Annotated in this window: 19 protein-coding genes; all 19 read left to right on the top strand. The window is 58.8% G+C overall.

Annotation, left to right across the window (positions count from 1 at the left end; genetic code table 11):
* The first annotated feature begins 204 nt into the window (after positions 1-204).
* The 19 genes from trmJ to der all read left to right on the top strand — a co-directional run bounded on the left by trmJ (position 205) and on the right by der (position 16,948).
* On the top strand, positions 205-975 hold the full coding sequence (gene trmJ, locus IC37_RS04355; protein WP_030129841.1) for a tRNA (cytosine(32)/uridine(32)-2'-O)-methyltransferase TrmJ: 771 nt from the start codon (positions 205-207) through the stop codon (positions 973-975).
* Positions 976-977: 2 nt separating this feature from the next.
* Positions 978-1,754, top strand: coding sequence for a serine O-acetyltransferase (gene cysE, locus IC37_RS04350; RefSeq protein WP_030129842.1), 777 nt, complete (start codon positions 978-980; stop codon positions 1,752-1,754).
* Positions 1,755-1,920: 166 nt separating this feature from the next.
* Positions 1,921-2,412, top strand: a complete 492-nt coding sequence (iscR, locus tag IC37_RS04345; RefSeq protein WP_003227911.1) for a Fe-S cluster assembly transcriptional regulator IscR — start codon at positions 1,921-1,923, stop codon at positions 2,410-2,412.
* 50 nt (positions 2,413-2,462) lie between these two features.
* The gene (locus IC37_RS04340) at positions 2,463-3,677 is read left to right on the top strand and encodes an IscS subfamily cysteine desulfurase (protein WP_030129843.1); all 1,215 of its coding nucleotides are present in this window, start codon (positions 2,463-2,465) and stop codon (positions 3,675-3,677) included.
* A gap of 85 nt (positions 3,678-3,762) precedes the next feature.
* A complete protein-coding gene (iscU, locus tag IC37_RS04335) occupies positions 3,763-4,149 on the top strand; it encodes a Fe-S cluster assembly scaffold IscU (RefSeq protein WP_003443374.1) in 387 nt (128 codons plus the stop codon).
* 34 nt (positions 4,150-4,183) lie between these two features.
* Positions 4,184-4,507 carry an iron-sulfur cluster assembly protein IscA gene (gene iscA, locus IC37_RS04330; protein WP_007903589.1) on the top strand — a complete coding sequence of 108 codons (324 nt, stop codon included), beginning with the start codon at positions 4,184-4,186 and terminating at the stop codon, positions 4,505-4,507.
* 8 nt (positions 4,508-4,515) lie between these two features.
* Positions 4,516-5,037: a co-chaperone HscB gene (hscB, locus tag IC37_RS04325; RefSeq protein ID WP_030129844.1), complete on the top strand. Its 522-nt coding sequence runs from the start codon at positions 4,516-4,518 to the stop codon at positions 5,035-5,037.
* Between the two features lie 51 nt (positions 5,038-5,088).
* A complete protein-coding gene (gene hscA, locus IC37_RS04320; protein WP_030129845.1) occupies positions 5,089-6,954 on the top strand; it encodes a Fe-S protein assembly chaperone HscA in 1,866 nt (621 codons plus the stop codon).
* The gene (gene fdx, locus IC37_RS04315) at positions 6,954-7,295 is read left to right on the top strand and encodes an ISC system 2Fe-2S type ferredoxin (RefSeq protein WP_008014719.1); all 342 of its coding nucleotides are present in this window, start codon (positions 6,954-6,956) and stop codon (positions 7,293-7,295) included. The genes hscA and fdx overlap by 1 nt, the downstream gene beginning before the upstream one ends.
* A 14-nt stretch (positions 7,296-7,309) precedes the next feature.
* Positions 7,310-7,510 (top strand): Fe-S cluster assembly protein IscX, encoded by a 201-nt coding sequence (gene iscX, locus IC37_RS04310; RefSeq protein ID WP_030129846.1) that lies wholly within the window; start codon positions 7,310-7,312, stop codon positions 7,508-7,510.
* A gap of 92 nt (positions 7,511-7,602) precedes the next feature.
* Positions 7,603-8,028 carry a nucleoside-diphosphate kinase gene (gene ndk, locus IC37_RS04305; RefSeq protein WP_007916882.1) on the top strand — a complete coding sequence of 142 codons (426 nt, stop codon included), beginning with the start codon at positions 7,603-7,605 and terminating at the stop codon, positions 8,026-8,028.
* 28 nt (positions 8,029-8,056) lie between these two features.
* The gene (rlmN, locus tag IC37_RS04300) at positions 8,057-9,205 is read left to right on the top strand and encodes a 23S rRNA (adenine(2503)-C(2))-methyltransferase RlmN (protein ID WP_030129847.1); all 1,149 of its coding nucleotides are present in this window, start codon (positions 8,057-8,059) and stop codon (positions 9,203-9,205) included.
* A 12-nt stretch (positions 9,206-9,217) separates the two neighbouring features.
* The gene (gene pilW / locus IC37_RS04295) at positions 9,218-9,976 is read left to right on the top strand and encodes a type IV pilus biogenesis/stability protein PilW (protein ID WP_007903601.1); all 759 of its coding nucleotides are present in this window, start codon (positions 9,218-9,220) and stop codon (positions 9,974-9,976) included.
* The gene (locus IC37_RS04290) at positions 9,976-11,001 is read left to right on the top strand and encodes a RodZ family helix-turn-helix domain-containing protein (RefSeq protein WP_030129848.1); all 1,026 of its coding nucleotides are present in this window, start codon (positions 9,976-9,978) and stop codon (positions 10,999-11,001) included. Before pilW ends, IC37_RS04290 begins: the two co-directional genes overlap by 1 nt.
* 3 nt (positions 11,002-11,004) lie before the next feature.
* On the top strand, positions 11,005-12,114 hold the full coding sequence (gene ispG / locus IC37_RS04285) for a flavodoxin-dependent (E)-4-hydroxy-3-methylbut-2-enyl-diphosphate synthase (protein WP_030129849.1): 1,110 nt from the start codon (positions 11,005-11,007) through the stop codon (positions 12,112-12,114).
* Positions 12,115-12,151: 37 nt separating this feature from the next.
* Positions 12,152-13,441 (top strand): histidine--tRNA ligase, encoded by a 1,290-nt coding sequence (gene hisS / locus IC37_RS04280; protein ID WP_030129850.1) that lies wholly within the window; start codon positions 12,152-12,154, stop codon positions 13,439-13,441.
* A 40-nt stretch (positions 13,442-13,481) separates the two neighbouring features.
* Complete coding sequence (locus tag IC37_RS04275) at positions 13,482-14,123, top strand: tetratricopeptide repeat protein (protein WP_030129851.1); 642 nt, start codon at positions 13,482-13,484, stop codon at positions 14,121-14,123.
* Complete coding sequence (gene bamB / locus IC37_RS04270) at positions 14,116-15,267, top strand: outer membrane protein assembly factor BamB (protein WP_030129852.1); 1,152 nt, start codon at positions 14,116-14,118, stop codon at positions 15,265-15,267. Before IC37_RS04275 ends, bamB begins: the two co-directional genes overlap by 8 nt.
* A 211-nt stretch (positions 15,268-15,478) precedes the next feature.
* Positions 15,479-16,948 carry a ribosome biogenesis GTPase Der gene (gene der / locus IC37_RS04265; RefSeq protein ID WP_030129853.1) on the top strand — a complete coding sequence of 490 codons (1,470 nt, stop codon included), beginning with the start codon at positions 15,479-15,481 and terminating at the stop codon, positions 16,946-16,948.
* The last annotated feature ends 45 nt before the right edge of the window (positions 16,949-16,993 follow it).

Below are 16,993 nucleotides of genomic sequence, written 5' to 3'. Positions count from 1 at the left end.
CGTCTCGGAAATACGCTCACATTTTGACGAGTGGTCAATGTTGGCAGGCAAGGTGCCGCGCCGACTCATAGCTCGCTATAGGGAGAAGCGGCAACGCAACACGCCACATTGAGCGCCGTCAAAAGTGAACAGTTATTTTTGAGGCGGGACACCATGGAGCGCTGTAAGATTCGGCTCCCCTTATTGTGTTCGAGAGCGCCTCCCTTGCTGCAAAACATTCGTGTCGTCCTGGTCAATACCAGTCACCCCGGGAATATCGGCGGTGCTGCGCGTGCCATGAAGAACATGGGCCTGTCGCGGCTGGTGCTGGTCGAACCGCGGTTGTTCCCGCATCACGAGGCTGATGCGCGTGCGTCCGGTGCCGGTGACATTCTTGAAAATGCTCAAGTCGTCGCCACCCTGGAAGATGCCTTGGTCGGCTGCAATCTGGTGCTCGGTACCAGTGCTCGCGATCGCCGCATTCCCTGGCCGTTGCTCGATCCCCGTGAATGCGGTGTGAAGGTAGTCGAGGAAGCGGAGCAGGGTGCCGAGATCGCATTGGTGTTCGGTCGTGAAGACTCCGGCCTGACCAACGAAGAACTGCAGCGATGTCATTATCACGTGCACATCCCATCAGACCCTGAGTTCAGTTCGCTGAATCTTGGGGCGGCGGTGCAGGTGTTGAGCTATGAAGTGCGCATGTCCTGGTTGGCGGCTGTAGGTCAGCCGAGCAAGGTCGAGAAGGATGAAGTGGCGTCCACCAAGAGTGGTGAGCTGGCGACCATGGATGAGCTGGAGCGATTCTATGAGCACCTGGAGCAGACCCTGGTGGCCATCGAATTCCTCGATCCGGAAAAACCACGGCACTTGATGGCGCGTCTGCGCCGGTTGTACGGACGCAGCTCGGTCAGTCGAGCGGAAATGAATATATTGCGTGGCATCCTCACGGAAACCCAGAAAGCGGCCCGTGGCGAGCTTCTAAAGCGGAAGGATTAATGATGTTCGAGCGTTTGCGTGAAGATATCCAAAGTGTTTTCCATCGTGACCCGGCGGCGCGTAATGCTTTTGAGGTTCTGACGTGCTACCCGGGCATGCACGCCATCTGGATCCATCGCCTCTCGTCAGCGTTGTGGGGCATGGGCTGGAAATGGCTGGCGCGGCTGGTGTCGAACTTCGGTCGCTGGTTGACCGGGATCGAAATTCATCCGGGTGCCAAGGTCGGTCGTCGCTTCTTTATCGACCATGGCATGGGCATCGTTATCGGTGAGACCGCCGAGATCGGCAACGACGTCACCCTGTATCAGGGCGTAACCCTCGGTGGCACCAGCTGGAACAGGGGCAAACGTCACCCGACTCTGGAAGACGGCGTAGTGGTCGGAGCGGGCGCCAAGGTGCTCGGCCCGTTCACTGTCGGTGCCGGAGCCAAGGTGGGTTCCAATGCCGTGGTCACCAAGGCGGTTCCGCCCGGGGCGACGGTGGTGGGGATTCCTGGACGGATCATCGTCAAGTCCGATGAAGAGCAGGATGCCAGGCGCAAGGCCATGGCCGAGAAGATCGGTTTCGATGCCTATGGTGTCGGCGAAGACATGCCGGACCCGGTGGCTCGCGCCATTAACCAGTTGCTCGATCATCTGCAGGCGGTCGATGGTCGACTTGAAGGGATGTGCGGGGCGCTGAAGGACTTGGGTAGCAATTACTGTGCGAAAGATCTGCCTGAACTGCGCGAAGAAGACTTTGCCTGTGTGAAGGACAAGGATCAGAGTCAGGCCAGCTAGACCGTGTCGGCTTCATCGCGCAATTGCTGGCTGTACACGGCCAGCCTTTGCTATGATGCGGCCGCTCTTTTGCGGGTAAACCTGACTAAAGTACTAGGTCTTATAGTTGACTTAAATACTCGGGAATTGCATACTCGCCCCATTCCGAATTCCGTGGTAATTGTCCATGCGACTGACTACAAAAGGCCGATACGCTGTGACCGCCATGCTTGACCTGGCGTTGCACGCGCAGCACGGGCCGGTGTCCCTGGCCGATATCTCCGAGCGCCAAGGCATCTCCCTGTCCTACCTCGAGCAGCTTTTCGCCAAATTGCGCCGCAGCAATCTGGTGTCCAGTGTTCGCGGTCCAGGCGGTGGTTACCAGCTGTCCCGCGACATGCAGGGCATCCAGGTCGCCCAGGTGATCGATGCGGTCAACGAATCGGTCGATGCAACCAAATGCCAGGGCCAGGGCGATTGCCATTCCGGCGACACCTGTCTGACCCACCACTTGTGGTGCGATCTGAGCCTGCAGATTCACGAATTTCTGAGCGGTATCAGCTTGGCTGACCTTGTAACTCGCCGTGAGGTGCAAGAAGTAGCCCAGCGTCAGGACCAGCGTCGTTGCAACAGCAAGGCGCCACGCCTGGACAAGATTGAAGCGTCCGCCGTCGAATGACAGCCAAAGAGCTAGCGGCACGCCAGCCAGCCTGATTTAGGAGATAGTCCATGAAATTGCCGATTTACCTTGATTACTCTGCGACCACCCCGGTTGATCCGCGTGTCGCGCAAAAGATGAGTGAATGCCTGCTGGTCGACGGAAACTTCGGTAACCCGGCGTCCCGTTCCCACGTGTTCGGCTGGAAAGCTGAAGAGTCCGTCGAGAACGCTCGTCGTCAGGTCGCTGACCTGGTTAACGCCGATCCGCGTGAAATCGTCTGGACTTCCGGTGCCACCGAATCCGACAACCTGGCAATCAAGGGTGCGGCGCATTTCTACTCCACCAAAGGCAAGCACCTGATCACCACCAAGATTGAGCACAAGGCTGTCCTCGACACCATGCGCCAACTGGAGCGTGAAGGTTTCGAAGTGACCTACCTCGATCCTCGCGAAGATGGTCTGGTAACTCCAGAGATGGTCGAAGCTGCCCTGCGCGACGACACCATCCTGGTGTCGATCATGCACGTGAACAACGAAATCGGCACCGTCAACGACATCGCGGCCATCGGCGAACTGACCCGCTCCAAGGGGATCCTGTTCCATGTCGACGCTGCTCAGTCCACCGGCAAGGTCGAGATCGACCTGTCGAAACTGAAAGTCGACATGATGTCGTTCTCTGCCCACAAAACCTACGGCCCTAAAGGCATCGGCGCGCTGTACGTCAGCCGCAAGCCGCGTGTTCGCATCGAAGCGACCATGCATGGCGGCGGTCACGAACGTGGCATGCGCTCCGGCACCCTGGCGACCCACCAGATCGTTGGCATGGGCGAAGCTTTCCGTGTAGCCAAGGAAGACATGGCTGCCGAGAACGTACGCATCAAAGCCCTTAGCGACCGTTTCTTCAAGCAGGTCGAAGGCCTGGAAGAGCTGTACGTCAATGGCAGCATGACCGCCCGCGTACCGCACAACCTGAACCTGAGCTTCAACTATGTTGAAGGCGAATCGCTGATCATGGCGCTCAAGGATCTGGCGGTTTCGTCCGGTTCGGCCTGCACCTCGGCATCGCTTGAGCCTTCGTATGTACTGCGCGCCCTGGGCCGCAACGACGAACTGGCACACAGCTCGATTCGCTTCACCTTCGGCCGTTTCACCACCGAAGAAGAAATCGACTACGCCGCGCAGAAAGTCTGCGAGGCCGTTACCAAGCTGCGCACTCTCTCGCCGCTGTGGGACATGTACAAAGATGGCGTCGACATTTCGAAAATCGAGTGGGCGGCGCACTGATATTCAAGTCGCCGCAACCGGGCCCTGCTAATCCACGATTGGCAGGGCTTCAAGAGCGACTCCTGATGAGTGAGGATTAAGAATCATGGCTTACAGCGAAAAGGTCATCGACCACTACGAGAACCCGCGCAACGTCGGCAAGATGGACGCGGAAGATCCTGATGTCGGCACCGGCATGGTCGGCGCTCCGGCGTGCGGCGACGTGATGCGCCTGCAGATCAAGGTCAACGAACAAGGCATCATCGAAGACGCCAAGTTCAAGACTTACGGTTGCGGTTCGGCGATCGCCTCCAGCTCCCTGGCGACCGAGTGGATGAAAGGCAAGACTCTGGATGAAGCAGAGACCATCAAGAACACTCAGCTGGCCGAAGAACTGGCTCTGCCGCCAGTGAAAATTCACTGCTCCGTACTTGCTGAAGACGCTATCAAAGCGGCCGTTCGCGACTACAAGCAGAAGAAAGGCTTGATCTGACTTTCAAGATTTGGCGACGAGTAAGGAGTCACCGATGGCTATCAGCATGACAGAAGCGGCTGCTCAACACGTGCGACGCTCCCTCAACGGGCGCGGCAAAGGTGAAGGGATTCGTCTGGGTGTTCGCACCACAGGCTGTTCCGGCCTTGCCTACGTGCTGGAGTTTGTCGACGAGGTGGTGGCAGAGGATCAAGTGTTCGAAAGTCACGGCGAGAAAGTGATCATCGACCCGAAAAGCCTCGCCTACCTGGACGGCACCGAACTCGATTTCGTCAAGGAAGGGTTGAACGAAGGCTTCAAGTTCAACAATCCCAACGTACGCGGTGAATGTGGCTGCGGCGAAAGCTTCAATATCTGAGGCTGCTCGTGGGTACTCCTTGTCATTTCGCTTTATTTGAACTGCAGCCGAGTTTCCGTCTGGATCTCGAGCAGTTGGCCACGCGCTACCGTGAGTTGGCGCGCGGTGTTCATCCAGACCGCTTTGCCGACGCTTCCGAGCGTGAGCAGCGGCTGGCGCTCGAGCAATCCGCGAGCCTCAACGAGGCCTACCAGACGCTCAAAAGCCCCCCCAAACGCGCGCGCTACTTGCTCGCCATGGGCGGTCGCGAGCTGCCGCTGGAGGTCACGGTGCATGATCCGGAGTTTCTTCTGCAACAGATGGAGTTGCGTGAAGAGCTCGAAGACCTGCAAGACAGCGCCGACCTGGCGGGTGTTGCGGTGTTCAAGCGTCGCCTGAAGACCGCTCAGGATGAACTGAACGAAAGCTTCGCAGCCTGTTGGGATGATGCAGCGCAACGTGAACAGGCCGAACGCCTGATGCGGCGCATGCAGTTCCTCGACAAGCTCACCTACGAAGTGCGCCAGTTAGAAGAGCGCCTCGACGATTAACCCAGTGCCGCTCCGGTCGCACGCCTGATATACAGATAAGTCCTGATAACGATGGCCCTACTGCAGATCGCCGAACCCGGCCAAAGTCCTCAACCGCACCAGCGTCGTCTGGCTGTGGGGATCGACTTGGGCACTACCAATTCGCTGGTCGCTGCATTGCGCAGTGGTCTTTCCGAGCCTCTGGCCGACGCGCAAGGGCAGGTCATCCTGCCGTCTGCCGTGCGCTATCACGCCGATCACGTCGAAGTTGGCGAGTCGGCCAAACTGGCCGCCGCGTCCGATCCTTTGAACACTGTGCTGTCGGTCAAGCGCTTGATGGGTCGTGGTCTGTCCGACGTCAAGCAATTGGGCGATCAGCTGCCGTACCGTTTTGTCGACGGCGAGTCGCACATGCCGTTCATCGACACGGTGCAAGGCCCGAAAAGCCCGGTCGAAGTCTCCGCTGATATCCTCAAGGTACTGCGTCAGCGTGCTGAAGCGACCTTGGGTGGCGAATTGGTTGGCGCGGTGATCACCGTTCCGGCCTATTTCGATGATGCTCAGCGTCAAGCTACCAAGGATGCGGCCAAGCTGGCCGGTCTGAACGTGCTGCGTTTGCTCAATGAGCCAACCGCTGCCGCGGTCGCTTACGGTCTGGATCAGCACGCCGAAGGGCTGGTCGCGATTTATGACCTGGGCGGCGGTACGTTCGATATTTCGATTTTGCGCCTGACTGGCGGTGTGTTCGAAGTGCTGGCTACCGGCGGCGACAGCGCCCTGGGTGGCGATGACTTCGACCACGCCATTGCTGGCTGGATTATTGAGGGCGCCGGTCTGTCGGCCGACCTCGATCCGGGTACGCAGCGCCATCTGCTACAAACCGCCTGTGCGGCCAAAGAAGCCCTGACCCAGTCCTCGTCCGTCGAAGTTGCTTATGGCGACTGGAAGGCCGAGCTGACCCGTGAAGCCTTCAATGCGCTGATCGAGCCGATGGTTGCTCGCAGCCTGAAAGCCTGCCGCCGCGCTGTGCGTGATTCCGGTATCGAACTGGAAGACGTTCACGCTGTGGTCATGGTCGGCGGCTCGACGCGCGTGCCTCGCGTCCGCGAAGCCGTCGCGCACGCCTTCGGTCGCGAACCGCTGACCGAAATCGATCCGGATCAAGTCGTCGCCATCGGTGCCGCGATCCAGGCCGATACCCTGGCCGGCAACAAACGTGATGGCGGCGAACTGCTGTTGCTCGACGTGATTCCGTTGTCCCTGGGGCTGGAAACCATGGGCGGCCTGATGGAGAAGGTGATTCCGCGCAACACCACCATCCCCGTCGCCCGGGCCCAGGACTTCACCACTTATAAAGATGGCCAGTCGGCCATGGCGATCCACGTATTGCAGGGCGAGCGCGAGTTGATCAGCGACTGCCGCTCCCTGGCGCGCTTCGAATTGCGCGGTATTCCGGCGATGGTGGCCGGTGCGGCGAAGATTCGCGTGACCTTCCAGGTCGATGCCGACGGTCTGCTCAGTGTCTCGGCCCGCGAATTGGGCTCTGGCGTCGAAGCCAGCATCCAGGTCAAGCCGTCCTACGGCCTGACCGACGGCGAAATCGCCAAAATGCTCAAGGATTCGTTCCAGCACGCCAACGACGACAAAGTCGCCCGCGTATTGCGTGAGCAGCAAGTCGATGCCCAGCGCCTGATCGAGGCGGTGCAGGGCGCTCTGGAGGTTGACGGCGAACGCCTGCTCGACGCCGAAGAGCGCATGGTCATCGAATTGCAGATGCAGGAACTGAACGAATTGATGAAAGGCACCGATGGTTACGCCATCGAGCAGCAGACCAAGCGTCTGTCGCAGGTGACCGATGCCTTTGCTGCCCGCCGCCTGGACTCGACGGTGAAAGCCGCTCTGGCGGGGCGCAACCTGAATGAAATCGAGGATAACTGATGCCGCAGGTCATTTTTCTGCCACACGAGAAGTTCTGCCCGGAAGGCATGGTTGTAGAGGCTGAGCCCGGTATTTCCATTCTCGAACTGGCCCATGAACACCATATTGAGATGGAAAGCGCCTGTGGCGGCGTCTGCGCTTGCACCACTTGCCACTGCATCATCCGCGAAGGTTTTGACTCGCTGGAAGAAGCGGATGAGCTGGAGGAAGACTTTCTTGATCGGGCCTGGGGTCTGGAAGCGCAATCGCGTCTAGGCTGTCAGGCGATCGTCGGGACTGAAGACCTGACCGTCGAGATTCCGAAATACTCGCTCAACCATGCAGCCGAAGCGCCGCACTGATTCAAGGAACCGACATGAGTCTGAAATGGGTTGATGTGCTTGAAATCGCGATCCAGCTGGCTGAATCCAGGCCGGATGTGGACCCGCGTTACGTGAACTTCGTCGATCTGCACAAATGGGTGCTGGCATTGCCGGAGTTCAGTGATGATCCGACCCGCGGTGGCGAGAAGGTGCTTGAAGCCATTCAGGCCGCCTGGATCGAAGAAGCAGACTGAGTCTGCGCCGTACGCAGTTAGGCAATACCAAAGAACCCGCGTATAATTCGCGGGTTTAATTTTTCGCAAATTACCGTTTCTGGAGTTACACCATGGCTGTTCAACGTACTTTCTCCATCATCAAGCCTGACGCTGTTGCAAAAAACGTTATCGGCGAGATCACCACTCGTTTCGAAAAAGCTGGCCTGCGCGTTGTAGCTTCGAAACTGAAGCAACTGTCCAAAGCTGAAGCTGAAGGCTTCTACGCTGAGCACAGCGCTCGTGGTTTCTTCGGCGACCTGGTTGCTTTCATGATCTCCGGTCCGGTTGTCGTTCAGGTTCTGGAAGGCGAAAACGCTATCGCTCTGAACCGTGAGCTGATGGGCGCTACCAACCCTAAAGAAGCTGCTGCCGGCACCATCCGCGCTGACTTCGCTGATTCCATCGACGCCAACGCTGTACACGGTTCGGACTCCGAAGCCGCTGCTGCTCGCGAAATCTCGTACTTCTTCGCAGCTACTGAAGTAACCACTCGCTAAGCATTGGCTTAAGAGTGAAGGTGAATCCATGACTACATCGACTGTAAAAACCAACCTGCTGGGTCTGACTCAACAGGAAATGGAAAAATTCTTCGACTCAATCGGGGAGAAGCGTTTCCGTGCCGGTCAGGTAATGAAATGGATTCACCACCTTGGCGTTGATGATTTCGACGCCATGACGAACGTCAGCAAGGCCTTGCGCGACAAGCTCAAGGCCATTGCTGAAGTCCGCGGCCCCGAAGTGGTCAGCGAGGACATCTCCACCGATGGCACCCGTAAGTGGGTGGTGCGCGTGGCGTCCGGTAGCTGCGTCGAGACCGTGTACATTCCCCAGGGCAAACGCGGCACTCTGTGCGTTTCGTCCCAGGCAGGCTGTGCCCTGGATTGCAGTTTCTGCTCCACCGGCAAGCAAGGTTTCAACAGCAACCTCACCGCCGCCGAAGTGATCGGTCAGGTGTGGATTGCCAATAAATCGTTCGGCAGCATCCCGGCGACCGCCGACCGTGCCATCACCAACGTGGTGATGATGGGCATGGGTGAGCCGCTGCTGAACTTCGACAACGTCGTGGCCGCCATGCATCTGATGATGGATGACCTGGGCTACGGGATCTCCAAGCGCCGCGTAACCCTGTCCACTTCGGGCGTGGTGCCGATGATCGATGAGCTGTCCAAGCACATCGACGTTTCCCTGGCGTTGTCCCTGCACGCACCGAACGACGCATTGCGTAACCAATTGGTGCCGATCAACAAGAAGTATCCGCTTAAGATGCTGCTCGAGTCGTGCCAGCGCTACATGTCGTCCCTGGGCGAGAAGCGCGTGCTGACCATTGAGTACACCTTGCTCAAGGACATCAACGACAAGGTTGAACATGCCGTTGAGATGATGGAGTTGCTCAAGAACATTCCGTGCAAGATCAACCTGATTCCGTTCAACCCGTTCCCGCATTCCGGTTACGAGCGTCCGAGCAACAACGCGATTCGCCGGTTCCAGGATCAGCTTCACCATGCAGGCTTCAACGTCACCGTACGCACCACCCGCGGTGAAGACATCGATGCCGCGTGTGGCCAATTGGTAGGGCAGGTGCTGGATCGCACCCGTCGCAGCGAACGTTATATCGCCGTGCGCGAGTTGAGCGCAGAAAACGATATCGCAACAAACGCTGCGAACAATAATTAAGAGAGGATCTCTATGTCCCTGCGCTTCGCGCTGCTTGTGCTGTTGGCCAGCCTCTGTGCTGGTTGTGTCCTGTCGGGCGATTTCAACCCGATGAAGACCAGCAAGGGCCGTGATGAAGCGCGTGCCGCCTACGTGCAGCTGGGCCTGGGGTATTTGCAGCAGGGCATGACCGAGCGTGCCAAAGTCCCGTTGAAGAAGGCTTTGGACCTGGATAGCTCGGATCCTGACGCCAACGCGGCGCTGGGGCTGGTGTTCCAGGCCGAGATGGAGCCGGAACTGGCCGATCAGCATTTTCGCAAGGCGCTGTCTTCACGTCCCGCCGATGCGCGAATCCTGAATAACTACGGCAGCTTTCTTTTCGAAGAGAAACGTTACAAAGAGGCGTACGAACGCTTCGAACAGGCCGCCGCCGATACCCTGTATCCTGAGCGTTCGCGGGTTTTCGAAAACCTGGGCATGACCGCTTCAAAGCTTGGCCAGCGTGATCTGGCCCGCCAGCAACTGGAAAAAGCCCTGCGCTTGAATCGCCAACAGCCACGTGCATTGCTGGAAATGGCTGAGTTGTCTTACGAAGACAGGCATTATGTGCCCGCGCGTGACTATTACGACCGTTTTAGCCTGCTCACCGAACAAAATGCACGTAGTCTATTGCTCGGCGTTCGGCTGGCAAAAGTGTTCGAAGATCGCGACAAGGCCGCCAGTTTTGGCCTGCAATTAAAACGACTCTATCCCGGTACGCCGGAATATCAGCAATACCTGTCGGAGCAATGATGAAAGCGGCGCATCCCGAAGTTGTAGCAGCGAATCGCGTTAACCCCGGTGAGACTTTGCGCCAGGCCCGCGAAAGCAATGGCTGGTCGCTGGCCGAAGTGGCCCTCAAGCTCAACCTCACCGTCAATTCCCTGAGCAATCTGGAAGCCGGCGCTTTCGACAAGCTGCCAGGGCACACCTTTGCTCGTGGCTATATTCGCGCGTATGCCAAATTGCTCGGTATGGACCAGGCCATTCTGGTCCAGCAGTTCGACCAATCCACCGGCACCGACTCCCAGGGCAGCAACGTCCACAGCCTGGGGCGCATCGAAGAGCCGGTTCGGGTTTCTCACACCATTTTGCGAATTGTCAGCCTGGTGTTGCTGCTCGCGGTGATTGGCGGTGGTTTTATCTGGTGGCAGGATCAAACCTCATTGCGCACCAAGGACTTGATCGGCCTGGCCCCGGAACACGTTGAAGTCGAAGGCGCCGACGGCACCACCCAGATCCATCCACTGGACGAGCCGGAAGACCAGGCTGTTGCTCAAGGCCAGGCTGAAGGTGCAACGCCTCTTGCGCTGCCTCAGGCCGAGACTTCGACCGAGGAGCCAGTCAGTGCCGAAACGAGCGCACCGGTTCCAGCACCAGCGGCTCCAGCAGTAACGCCTGCGGCTGCGGCCCACAGCACTGCTCCGGTTGTCGCGACACCGGCGACGCCTGCCCCGGCTGTTCCCGCTGTACCTGCACCCGTTATTACTGCTCCGACCGCTCCAGCTCCAGCTCCAGCTCCAGCTCCGGTGGCCGGCCAAGGCCAGGTTCAACTGCAATTCACCGCCGATTGCTGGACGCAAGTGACCGATGGCGCGGGCAAGGTGCTGTTAAGCGGTCTAAAGCGTAAAGGCGAAAATGTTACTGTCAGCGGCAAACCGCCATTTTCCGTGCGTCTGGGCTTCGCCCGTGGTGCGCAGGTCAGTTACAACGGGCAGGTGGTTGATGTCGCTCCGTTCACCAGTGGCGAGACTGCTCGCCTGAAGTTGGGTCAATAAGTCATGCACGGCGAATCTCCAATCAAACGTCGCGAATCCCGCAAGATCTGGGTCGGTAACGTGCCCGTGGGCGGCGATGCGCCTATCGCTGTGCAGAGCATGACCAACAGCGACACCAATGACGTGGCCGCCACCGTGGCCCAGATCAATCGCCTGGAAGCCGCTGGCGTCGATATCGTGCGGATTTCCGTGCCGGACATGGATGCCGCCGAAGCCTTCGGCAAGATCAAGCAACTGGTCAAAGTGCCGTTGGTGGCCGATATTCATTTCGACTACAAAATTGCGCTGCGCGTAGCCGAACTGGGCGTCGATTGCCTGCGGATCAACCCGGGCAACATCGGTCGCGAAGACCGCGTGCGTGCGGTGGTCGATGCTGCCCGTGATCGCGGGATTCCGATCCGCATCGGCGTCAACGCCGGCTCCCTGGAAAAAGACCTGCAAAAGAAATACGGCGAGCCGACCCCCGCTGCGCTGGTCGAGTCCGCCTTGCGTCACGTCGAACACCTCGAACGCCTGAATTTCCAGGACTTCAAGGTCAGCGTGAAAGCCTCCGACGTGTTCATGGCTGTCGCTGCCTACCGCTTGCTGGCCAAGGAAATCGTCCAGCCGCTGCACTTGGGCATCACTGAAGCGGGTGGTTTGCGCTCAGGCACAGTGAAATCCGCCGTGGGCCTCGGTATGCTGCTCGCCGAAGGGATTGGCGATACTATTCGCATCTCGTTGGCGGCCGACCCGGTCGAGGAAGTGAAAGTCGGCTACGACATTCTCAAATCCCTGCACCTGCGTTCCCGTGGCATCAACTTCATCGCCTGCCCGAGCTGCTCGCGGCAGAACTTCGATGTGGTCAAAACCATGAACGAGCTTGAAGGGCGTCTCGAAGACCTGCTGGTGCCGCTGGATGTCGCGGTGATTGGTTGCGTGGTCAATGGGCCGGGCGAAGCCAAGGAAGCCCATATCGGCTTGACCGGCGGTACGCCAAACCTGATTTACATCGACGGCAAGCCGGCGCAGAAACTGACTAATGACAATCTGGTGGATGAGCTTGAACGCTTGATCCGCCAGAAAGCGGCCGAAAAGGTCGAAGCCGACGCAGCTGTAATCGCTCGCGGCTGACCCTGACTAAAGAGCCGAATGAATTTAAGGATTTTAAGTGAGCAAGTCTCTGCAAGCCATTCGTGGCATGAACGACATCCTGCCCGAACAGACTCCCCTGTGGCGTCATTTCGAGGGCACTGTTTCGCGTCTGCTGGATAACTACGGTTACAAGCAGATTCGCATGCCGATCGTCGAGTTCACCGAGCTGTTCAAACGCTCCATCGGTGAAGTGACCGACATCGTCGAAAAAGAGATGTACACCTTCGACGACCGCAACGGCGATTCCCTGACCCTGCGCCCTGAAGGCACAGCGGCCTGCGTGCGTGCGGTGCTCGAGCACGGCATCACCGGCGGCGGTCAGGTGCAGAAACTCTGGTACATCGGCCCGATGTTCCGTCACGAACGTCCGCAGAAAGGTCGTTATCGCCAGTTTCACCAGATCGGCTGCGAAGTCTTCAACCTCGACGGTCCGGACATCGACGCCGAGTTGATCGTGCTGACCTGGCGCCTGTGGGGCGAGTTGGGTATCCGCGATGCGGTCAAGCTCGAACTCAATAGCCTGGGCACCAGCGAGTCCCGTGGTCGTTATCGTGACGCCCTGGTCGAATACCTGTCCGCTCGCCTGGATCAACTGGACGAAGACAGCCAGCGCCGTCTGAAGACCAACCCGCTGCGGGTTCTGGATACCAAGAACCCCGACACTCAAGCGGCGTTGGCCGACGCGCCAAAAATGGCCGACTACCTTGACGAAGAGTCTCGTGTGCACTTCGAGGGCCTCAAGGCTCGTCTGGACGCCGCCGGCATTCCTTATGTGATCAACCCGAAGCTGGTTCGCGGGCTGGATTACTACAGCAAGACCGTTTTCGAATGGGTCACCGACAAGTTGGGCGCCCAGGGCACCGTATGTGCCGGTGGCCGTTACGACGGTCTGGTGGAGCAGATGGGCGGCAAGCCGACCACGGGCGTTGGCTTCGCCATGGGCATCGAACGTCTGGTGCTGCTGCTTGAAACCCTGGAGCAGATTCCCGAAGAAATCTCCCGTCAGGTCGATGTCTACCTCTGCGCCTTCGGTGAAGCCGCCGAGCTGGCCGGGCTGGCCCTGAGCGAGCGTGTTCGTGATCAATTGCCCAACCTGCGCCTGCAAGTCAATGCCGGTGCCGGCAGCTTCAAAAGCCAGTTCAAGAAAGCCGACAAGAGCGGTGCGCTGTACGCATTGATTCTCGGTGACGACGAAATGGCCCAGCAAGTGGTAGGTTTCAAACCCCTGCGTGGCCAGGGCGAACAACAAAGCATTGCCTGGGATGCGCTTGCTGCACACCTGGCCACCTGCGTCGTGCAGGGTTGAAGCTGTCAAACAGCCGATTTAGCGATTAAGGAGTATTGGGGTGTCGAGTACCGAAGACGAACATCTGGCGGAGTTGAAGGACTGGTGGACACGCAACGGCAAGCCCCTGGTCACTGGCGGCCTGTTGGCGCTGGTCATCGTGTTCGGCTGGCAGGCCTTTCAGAAGTATCAGAGCAATCAGTCGCAAGGCGCCTCGATTCTCTATCAGCAATTGCTCGAAACCACGCTGACGCCTGACGGCAAGCCTGATGCTGCCCGTGTTTCGGATCTGGCTGGCAAGCTCAACAGCGAGTTCGGCGGCACCGCTTACGCGCAATATGGCAGCCTGTTCGTGGCGAAAGTCGCGGTCGACAGCGCCAAGCTGGACGACGCAGCCAGCGAGCTGAAAGCCATTGTCGCCAAACCGGCCAACCCGGCACTCGGCGAAATTGCCCGTCAGCGTCTGGCGCAAGTACTGGCCGCGCAGAACAAGGTCGATGAAGCCCTGAAACTGCTCGAAGGCGATGCCGACAAAGCCTTCCTGGCTACTCGCGAAGAACTCAAAGGCGACCTGCTGGTGCAGTTGGGTCGTACCGACGAAGCGAACACGGCGTATCAAAAAGCCAAGGCGGCACTGTCGGATGAAGCGGCGGTCGGTGGCCTACAAATCAAGCTGGACGACTTGGCCAAAGGGGATGCGTGACGTGATCCGTTGGAAACATGCAGCATTGCTGGCTCTGGCCATATTGGCCGCGGGTTGCAGCAGCAACAGCAAAAAAGAATTGCCACCGGCCGAGTTGACCGACTTCAAAGAAGAAGTGGTTCTGCAAAAGCAGTGGAGTCGTTCGATCGGTGACGGTCAGGGCGAAACCTACAACATGCTGGTTCCGGCGATCGATGGCGATACCATCTATGCCGCCGACGTCACCGGTGTGGTGATGGCGATGGATCGCAGCAATGGCGACGTCAAATGGAAGAAAGATCTCGAACTGCCTGTCTCCGGTGCCGTTGGCGTGGGTTACGGGCTGGTCATGATCGGCACGCTCAAGGGCGAAATCGTTGCCCTGGACGCCAGCAGCGGTGAAGAGAAATGGCGCGCTCGCGTGACCAGTGAAGTGCTCGCGCCGCCGGCCACCAACGGTGACGTTGTTGTGGTTCAGACCCAGGATGACCGTCTGATCGGTCTGGATGCCGCTACCGGCAACCCGCGCTGGTTGTATGACAGCACGCCAGCGGTTCTGACCCTGCGCGGCACCAGCGCACCGATCGTCACCAACCGCCTCGCGGTGGCTGGCCTGTCGACTGGTAAAGTGGTCGCTCTGGATGTTTCCAACGGCGTGCCGGTGTGGGAACAGCGCGTAGCGATTCCACAAGGTCGTTCGGAGCTGGAGCGTGTGGTCGATATCGACGGTGGCTTGCTGCTGTCCGGCGGTACACTGTATGTCGCCAGCTATCAGGGTCGCGTTGCGGCACTGGACCTGGAAAGCGGCCGTCAGCTCTGGCAGCGTGATGCTTCCAGTTATGCCGGCGTTGCTCAGGGTTTTGGCAGCGTCTACGTGAGCCTGTCTGCAGGCACCGTTGAAGGCGTCGACGAACGTTCTACCACTGCTTTGTGGAGCAACGATTCGCTGGCCCGCCGTCAACTGTCGGCTCCGGAAGTGTTCTCCAGCTATGTTGCAGTCGGTGATATGGAAGGTTACCTGCACCTGCTGAGTCAGGTGGACGGTCGTTTCGTCGGCCGCGAGCGCATCGACAGCGACGGCCTGCGTGCCCGTCCGCTGGTGGTGGGTGACACGATTTATCTGTATGGCAACAGTGGCAAACTGGAAGCCCTGACCATTAAGTAACAACTATGCTTGGGGTTGATCCCCAAGCGGCTTCACCTGTGGGAGCGGGCTTGCTCGCGAAGGGCGTCAACGATGACACGTACAGCCTGAGTAAATGCGGTGCTATTACGTTTTTTCGCGAGCAAGCCCGCTCCCACAGTGCTGCCCCGAGCACCAGCCGCTGCCTCGCAGCGGCTTTTGTATTTTCTGAAATAACGAAGTGGAGAGCCGCATGGTTCCCGTAATCGCCCTGGTGGGCCGACCGAACGTCGGCAAGTCCACCTTGTTCAACCGCCTGACCAGGACTCGCGACGCCATCGTCGGCGACTTGTCCGGTCTGACCCGTGATCGCCAGTACGGTGAGGCCAAGTGGCAAGGGCGTTCCTACATTCTGGTCGACACCGGCGGTATCTCCGGTGACGAGCACGGTATGGACGAAAAAATGGCCGAGCAGTCGCTGCTGGCCATTGAAGAAGCGGATGTCGTTCTGTTCCTGGTAGATGCCAAGGCCGGTTTCACCGCGGCCGACCAGATGATCGCCGAGCACTTGCGCAAGCGTAACAAGCGTTCTTACGTGGTTGCCAATAAGGTCGACAACATCGACCCTGAAATGGCCCGCGCCGAATTCGCCCCGTTGGGCATGGGCCACGCGATCCCGATCGCCGGTGCTCATGGCCGTGGCATCACCCAGATGCTGGAAATTGCCCTGAGCGATTTCCCGAAAGACGAAGAAGAATCGGAAGAAGGCGAGGAAGAGATCGTTGCCGAAGGCGAGGAAGCCAAGCGCATTCCTGGCCCGAGTGAAAAAGACGGTATCAAGATCGCCATCATCGGTCGTCCGAACGTCGGCAAGTCGACGCTGGTCAACCGCATGCTCGGTGAAGACCGGGTTATCGTTTATGACCAGCCCGGCACCACCCGCGACAGCATCTACATCCCGTTTGAACGTAACGACGAGAAGTACACGCTGATCGACACCGCCGGTGTGCGCAAGCGCGGCAAGATCCACGAAGAAGTCGAAAAGTTCTCCGTGGTCAAAACCCTGCAGGCGATCAAAGACGCCAACGTGGTGATCTTTGTGATGGACGCCCGCGAAGGCGTGGTGGACCACGACCTCAACCTGCTGGGCTTTGCCCTGGAAGCAGGTCGTGCGTTGGTTATCGCGATCAACAAGTGGGACGGCATGACGCCGAGCGAGCGCGACTTCGTGAAGGTCGAGTTGCAACGTCGACTGTTCTTCGTCGACTTCGCCGACATCCACTTCATCTCGGCCTTGCACGGCACTGGCGTGGGCAACCTCTACGCGTCGGTACAGAACTCGTTCAAGTCCGCGGTCACCCGCTGGCCGACCAACCGCCTGACCCAGATTCTGGAAGATGCGGTCGGCGAACACGCGCCACCGATGGTCAACAACCGCCGGATCAAGCTGCGTTATGCCCACTTGGGTGGCGCGAACCCGCCGATCATCGTGATTCACGGTAACCAGATCGAGAAGGTGCCGAAGTCTTACGTCCGTTACCTGGAAAACACTTACCGTCGTGTGCTCAAGCTGGTCGGTACGCCGATCCGCATCGAGTTCAAGGGCGGCGAAAACCCGTACGAAGGCAACAAGAACACGCTCACCGACCGCCAGGTCAACAAGAAGCGTCGTTTGATGACTCACCACAAAAAAGCCGACAAGAAGCGCCGCGACAAGCGCTGATTTATGGCTAACCCGGTTCCTGTGGGAGCGGGCTTGCCCGCGATG

The organism is Pseudomonas sp. QTF5 (genome assembly GCF_000512695.2).
Taxonomy (GTDB): Bacteria; Pseudomonadota; Gammaproteobacteria; order Pseudomonadales; family Pseudomonadaceae; genus Aquipseudomonas.
The sequence above is the reverse complement of the archived record's forward strand: the minus strand, read 5'-3'. Positions and strand labels throughout refer to the sequence as shown.

Bases quoted from the DNA above. Each gene is read 5' to 3' on its own strand.
- ispG (WP_030129849.1), top strand. From the start codon at position 11,005: ATGCACGGCGAATCTCCAATCAAACGTCGCGAATCCCGCAAGATCTGG.
- bamB (WP_030129852.1), top strand. From the start codon at position 14,116: ATGCGTGACGTGATCCGTTGGAAACATGCAGCATTGCTGGCTCTGGCC.
- IC37_RS04340 (WP_030129843.1), top strand. From the start codon at position 2,463: ATGAAATTGCCGATTTACCTTGATTACTCTGCGACCACCCCGGTTGAT.
- der (WP_030129853.1), top strand. From the start codon at position 15,479: ATGGTTCCCGTAATCGCCCTGGTGGGCCGACCGAACGTCGGCAAGTCC.
- fdx (WP_008014719.1), top strand. From the start codon at position 6,954: ATGCCGCAGGTCATTTTTCTGCCACACGAGAAGTTCTGCCCGGAAGGC.
- ndk (WP_007916882.1), top strand. From the start codon at position 7,603: ATGGCTGTTCAACGTACTTTCTCCATCATCAAGCCTGACGCTGTTGCA.
- iscA (WP_007903589.1), top strand. From the start codon at position 4,184: ATGGCTATCAGCATGACAGAAGCGGCTGCTCAACACGTGCGACGCTCC.
- cysE (WP_030129842.1), top strand. From the start codon at position 978: ATGTTCGAGCGTTTGCGTGAAGATATCCAAAGTGTTTTCCATCGTGAC.
- iscR (WP_003227911.1), top strand. From the start codon at position 1,921: ATGCGACTGACTACAAAAGGCCGATACGCTGTGACCGCCATGCTTGAC.
- iscU (WP_003443374.1), top strand. From the start codon at position 3,763: ATGGCTTACAGCGAAAAGGTCATCGACCACTACGAGAACCCGCGCAAC.
- rlmN (WP_030129847.1), top strand. From the start codon at position 8,057: ATGACTACATCGACTGTAAAAACCAACCTGCTGGGTCTGACTCAACAG.
- hscA (WP_030129845.1), top strand. From the start codon at position 5,089: ATGGCCCTACTGCAGATCGCCGAACCCGGCCAAAGTCCTCAACCGCAC.
- IC37_RS04290 (WP_030129848.1), top strand. From the start codon at position 9,976: ATGAAAGCGGCGCATCCCGAAGTTGTAGCAGCGAATCGCGTTAACCCC.
- iscX (WP_030129846.1), top strand. From the start codon at position 7,310: ATGAGTCTGAAATGGGTTGATGTGCTTGAAATCGCGATCCAGCTGGCT.
- pilW (WP_007903601.1), top strand. From the start codon at position 9,218: ATGTCCCTGCGCTTCGCGCTGCTTGTGCTGTTGGCCAGCCTCTGTGCT.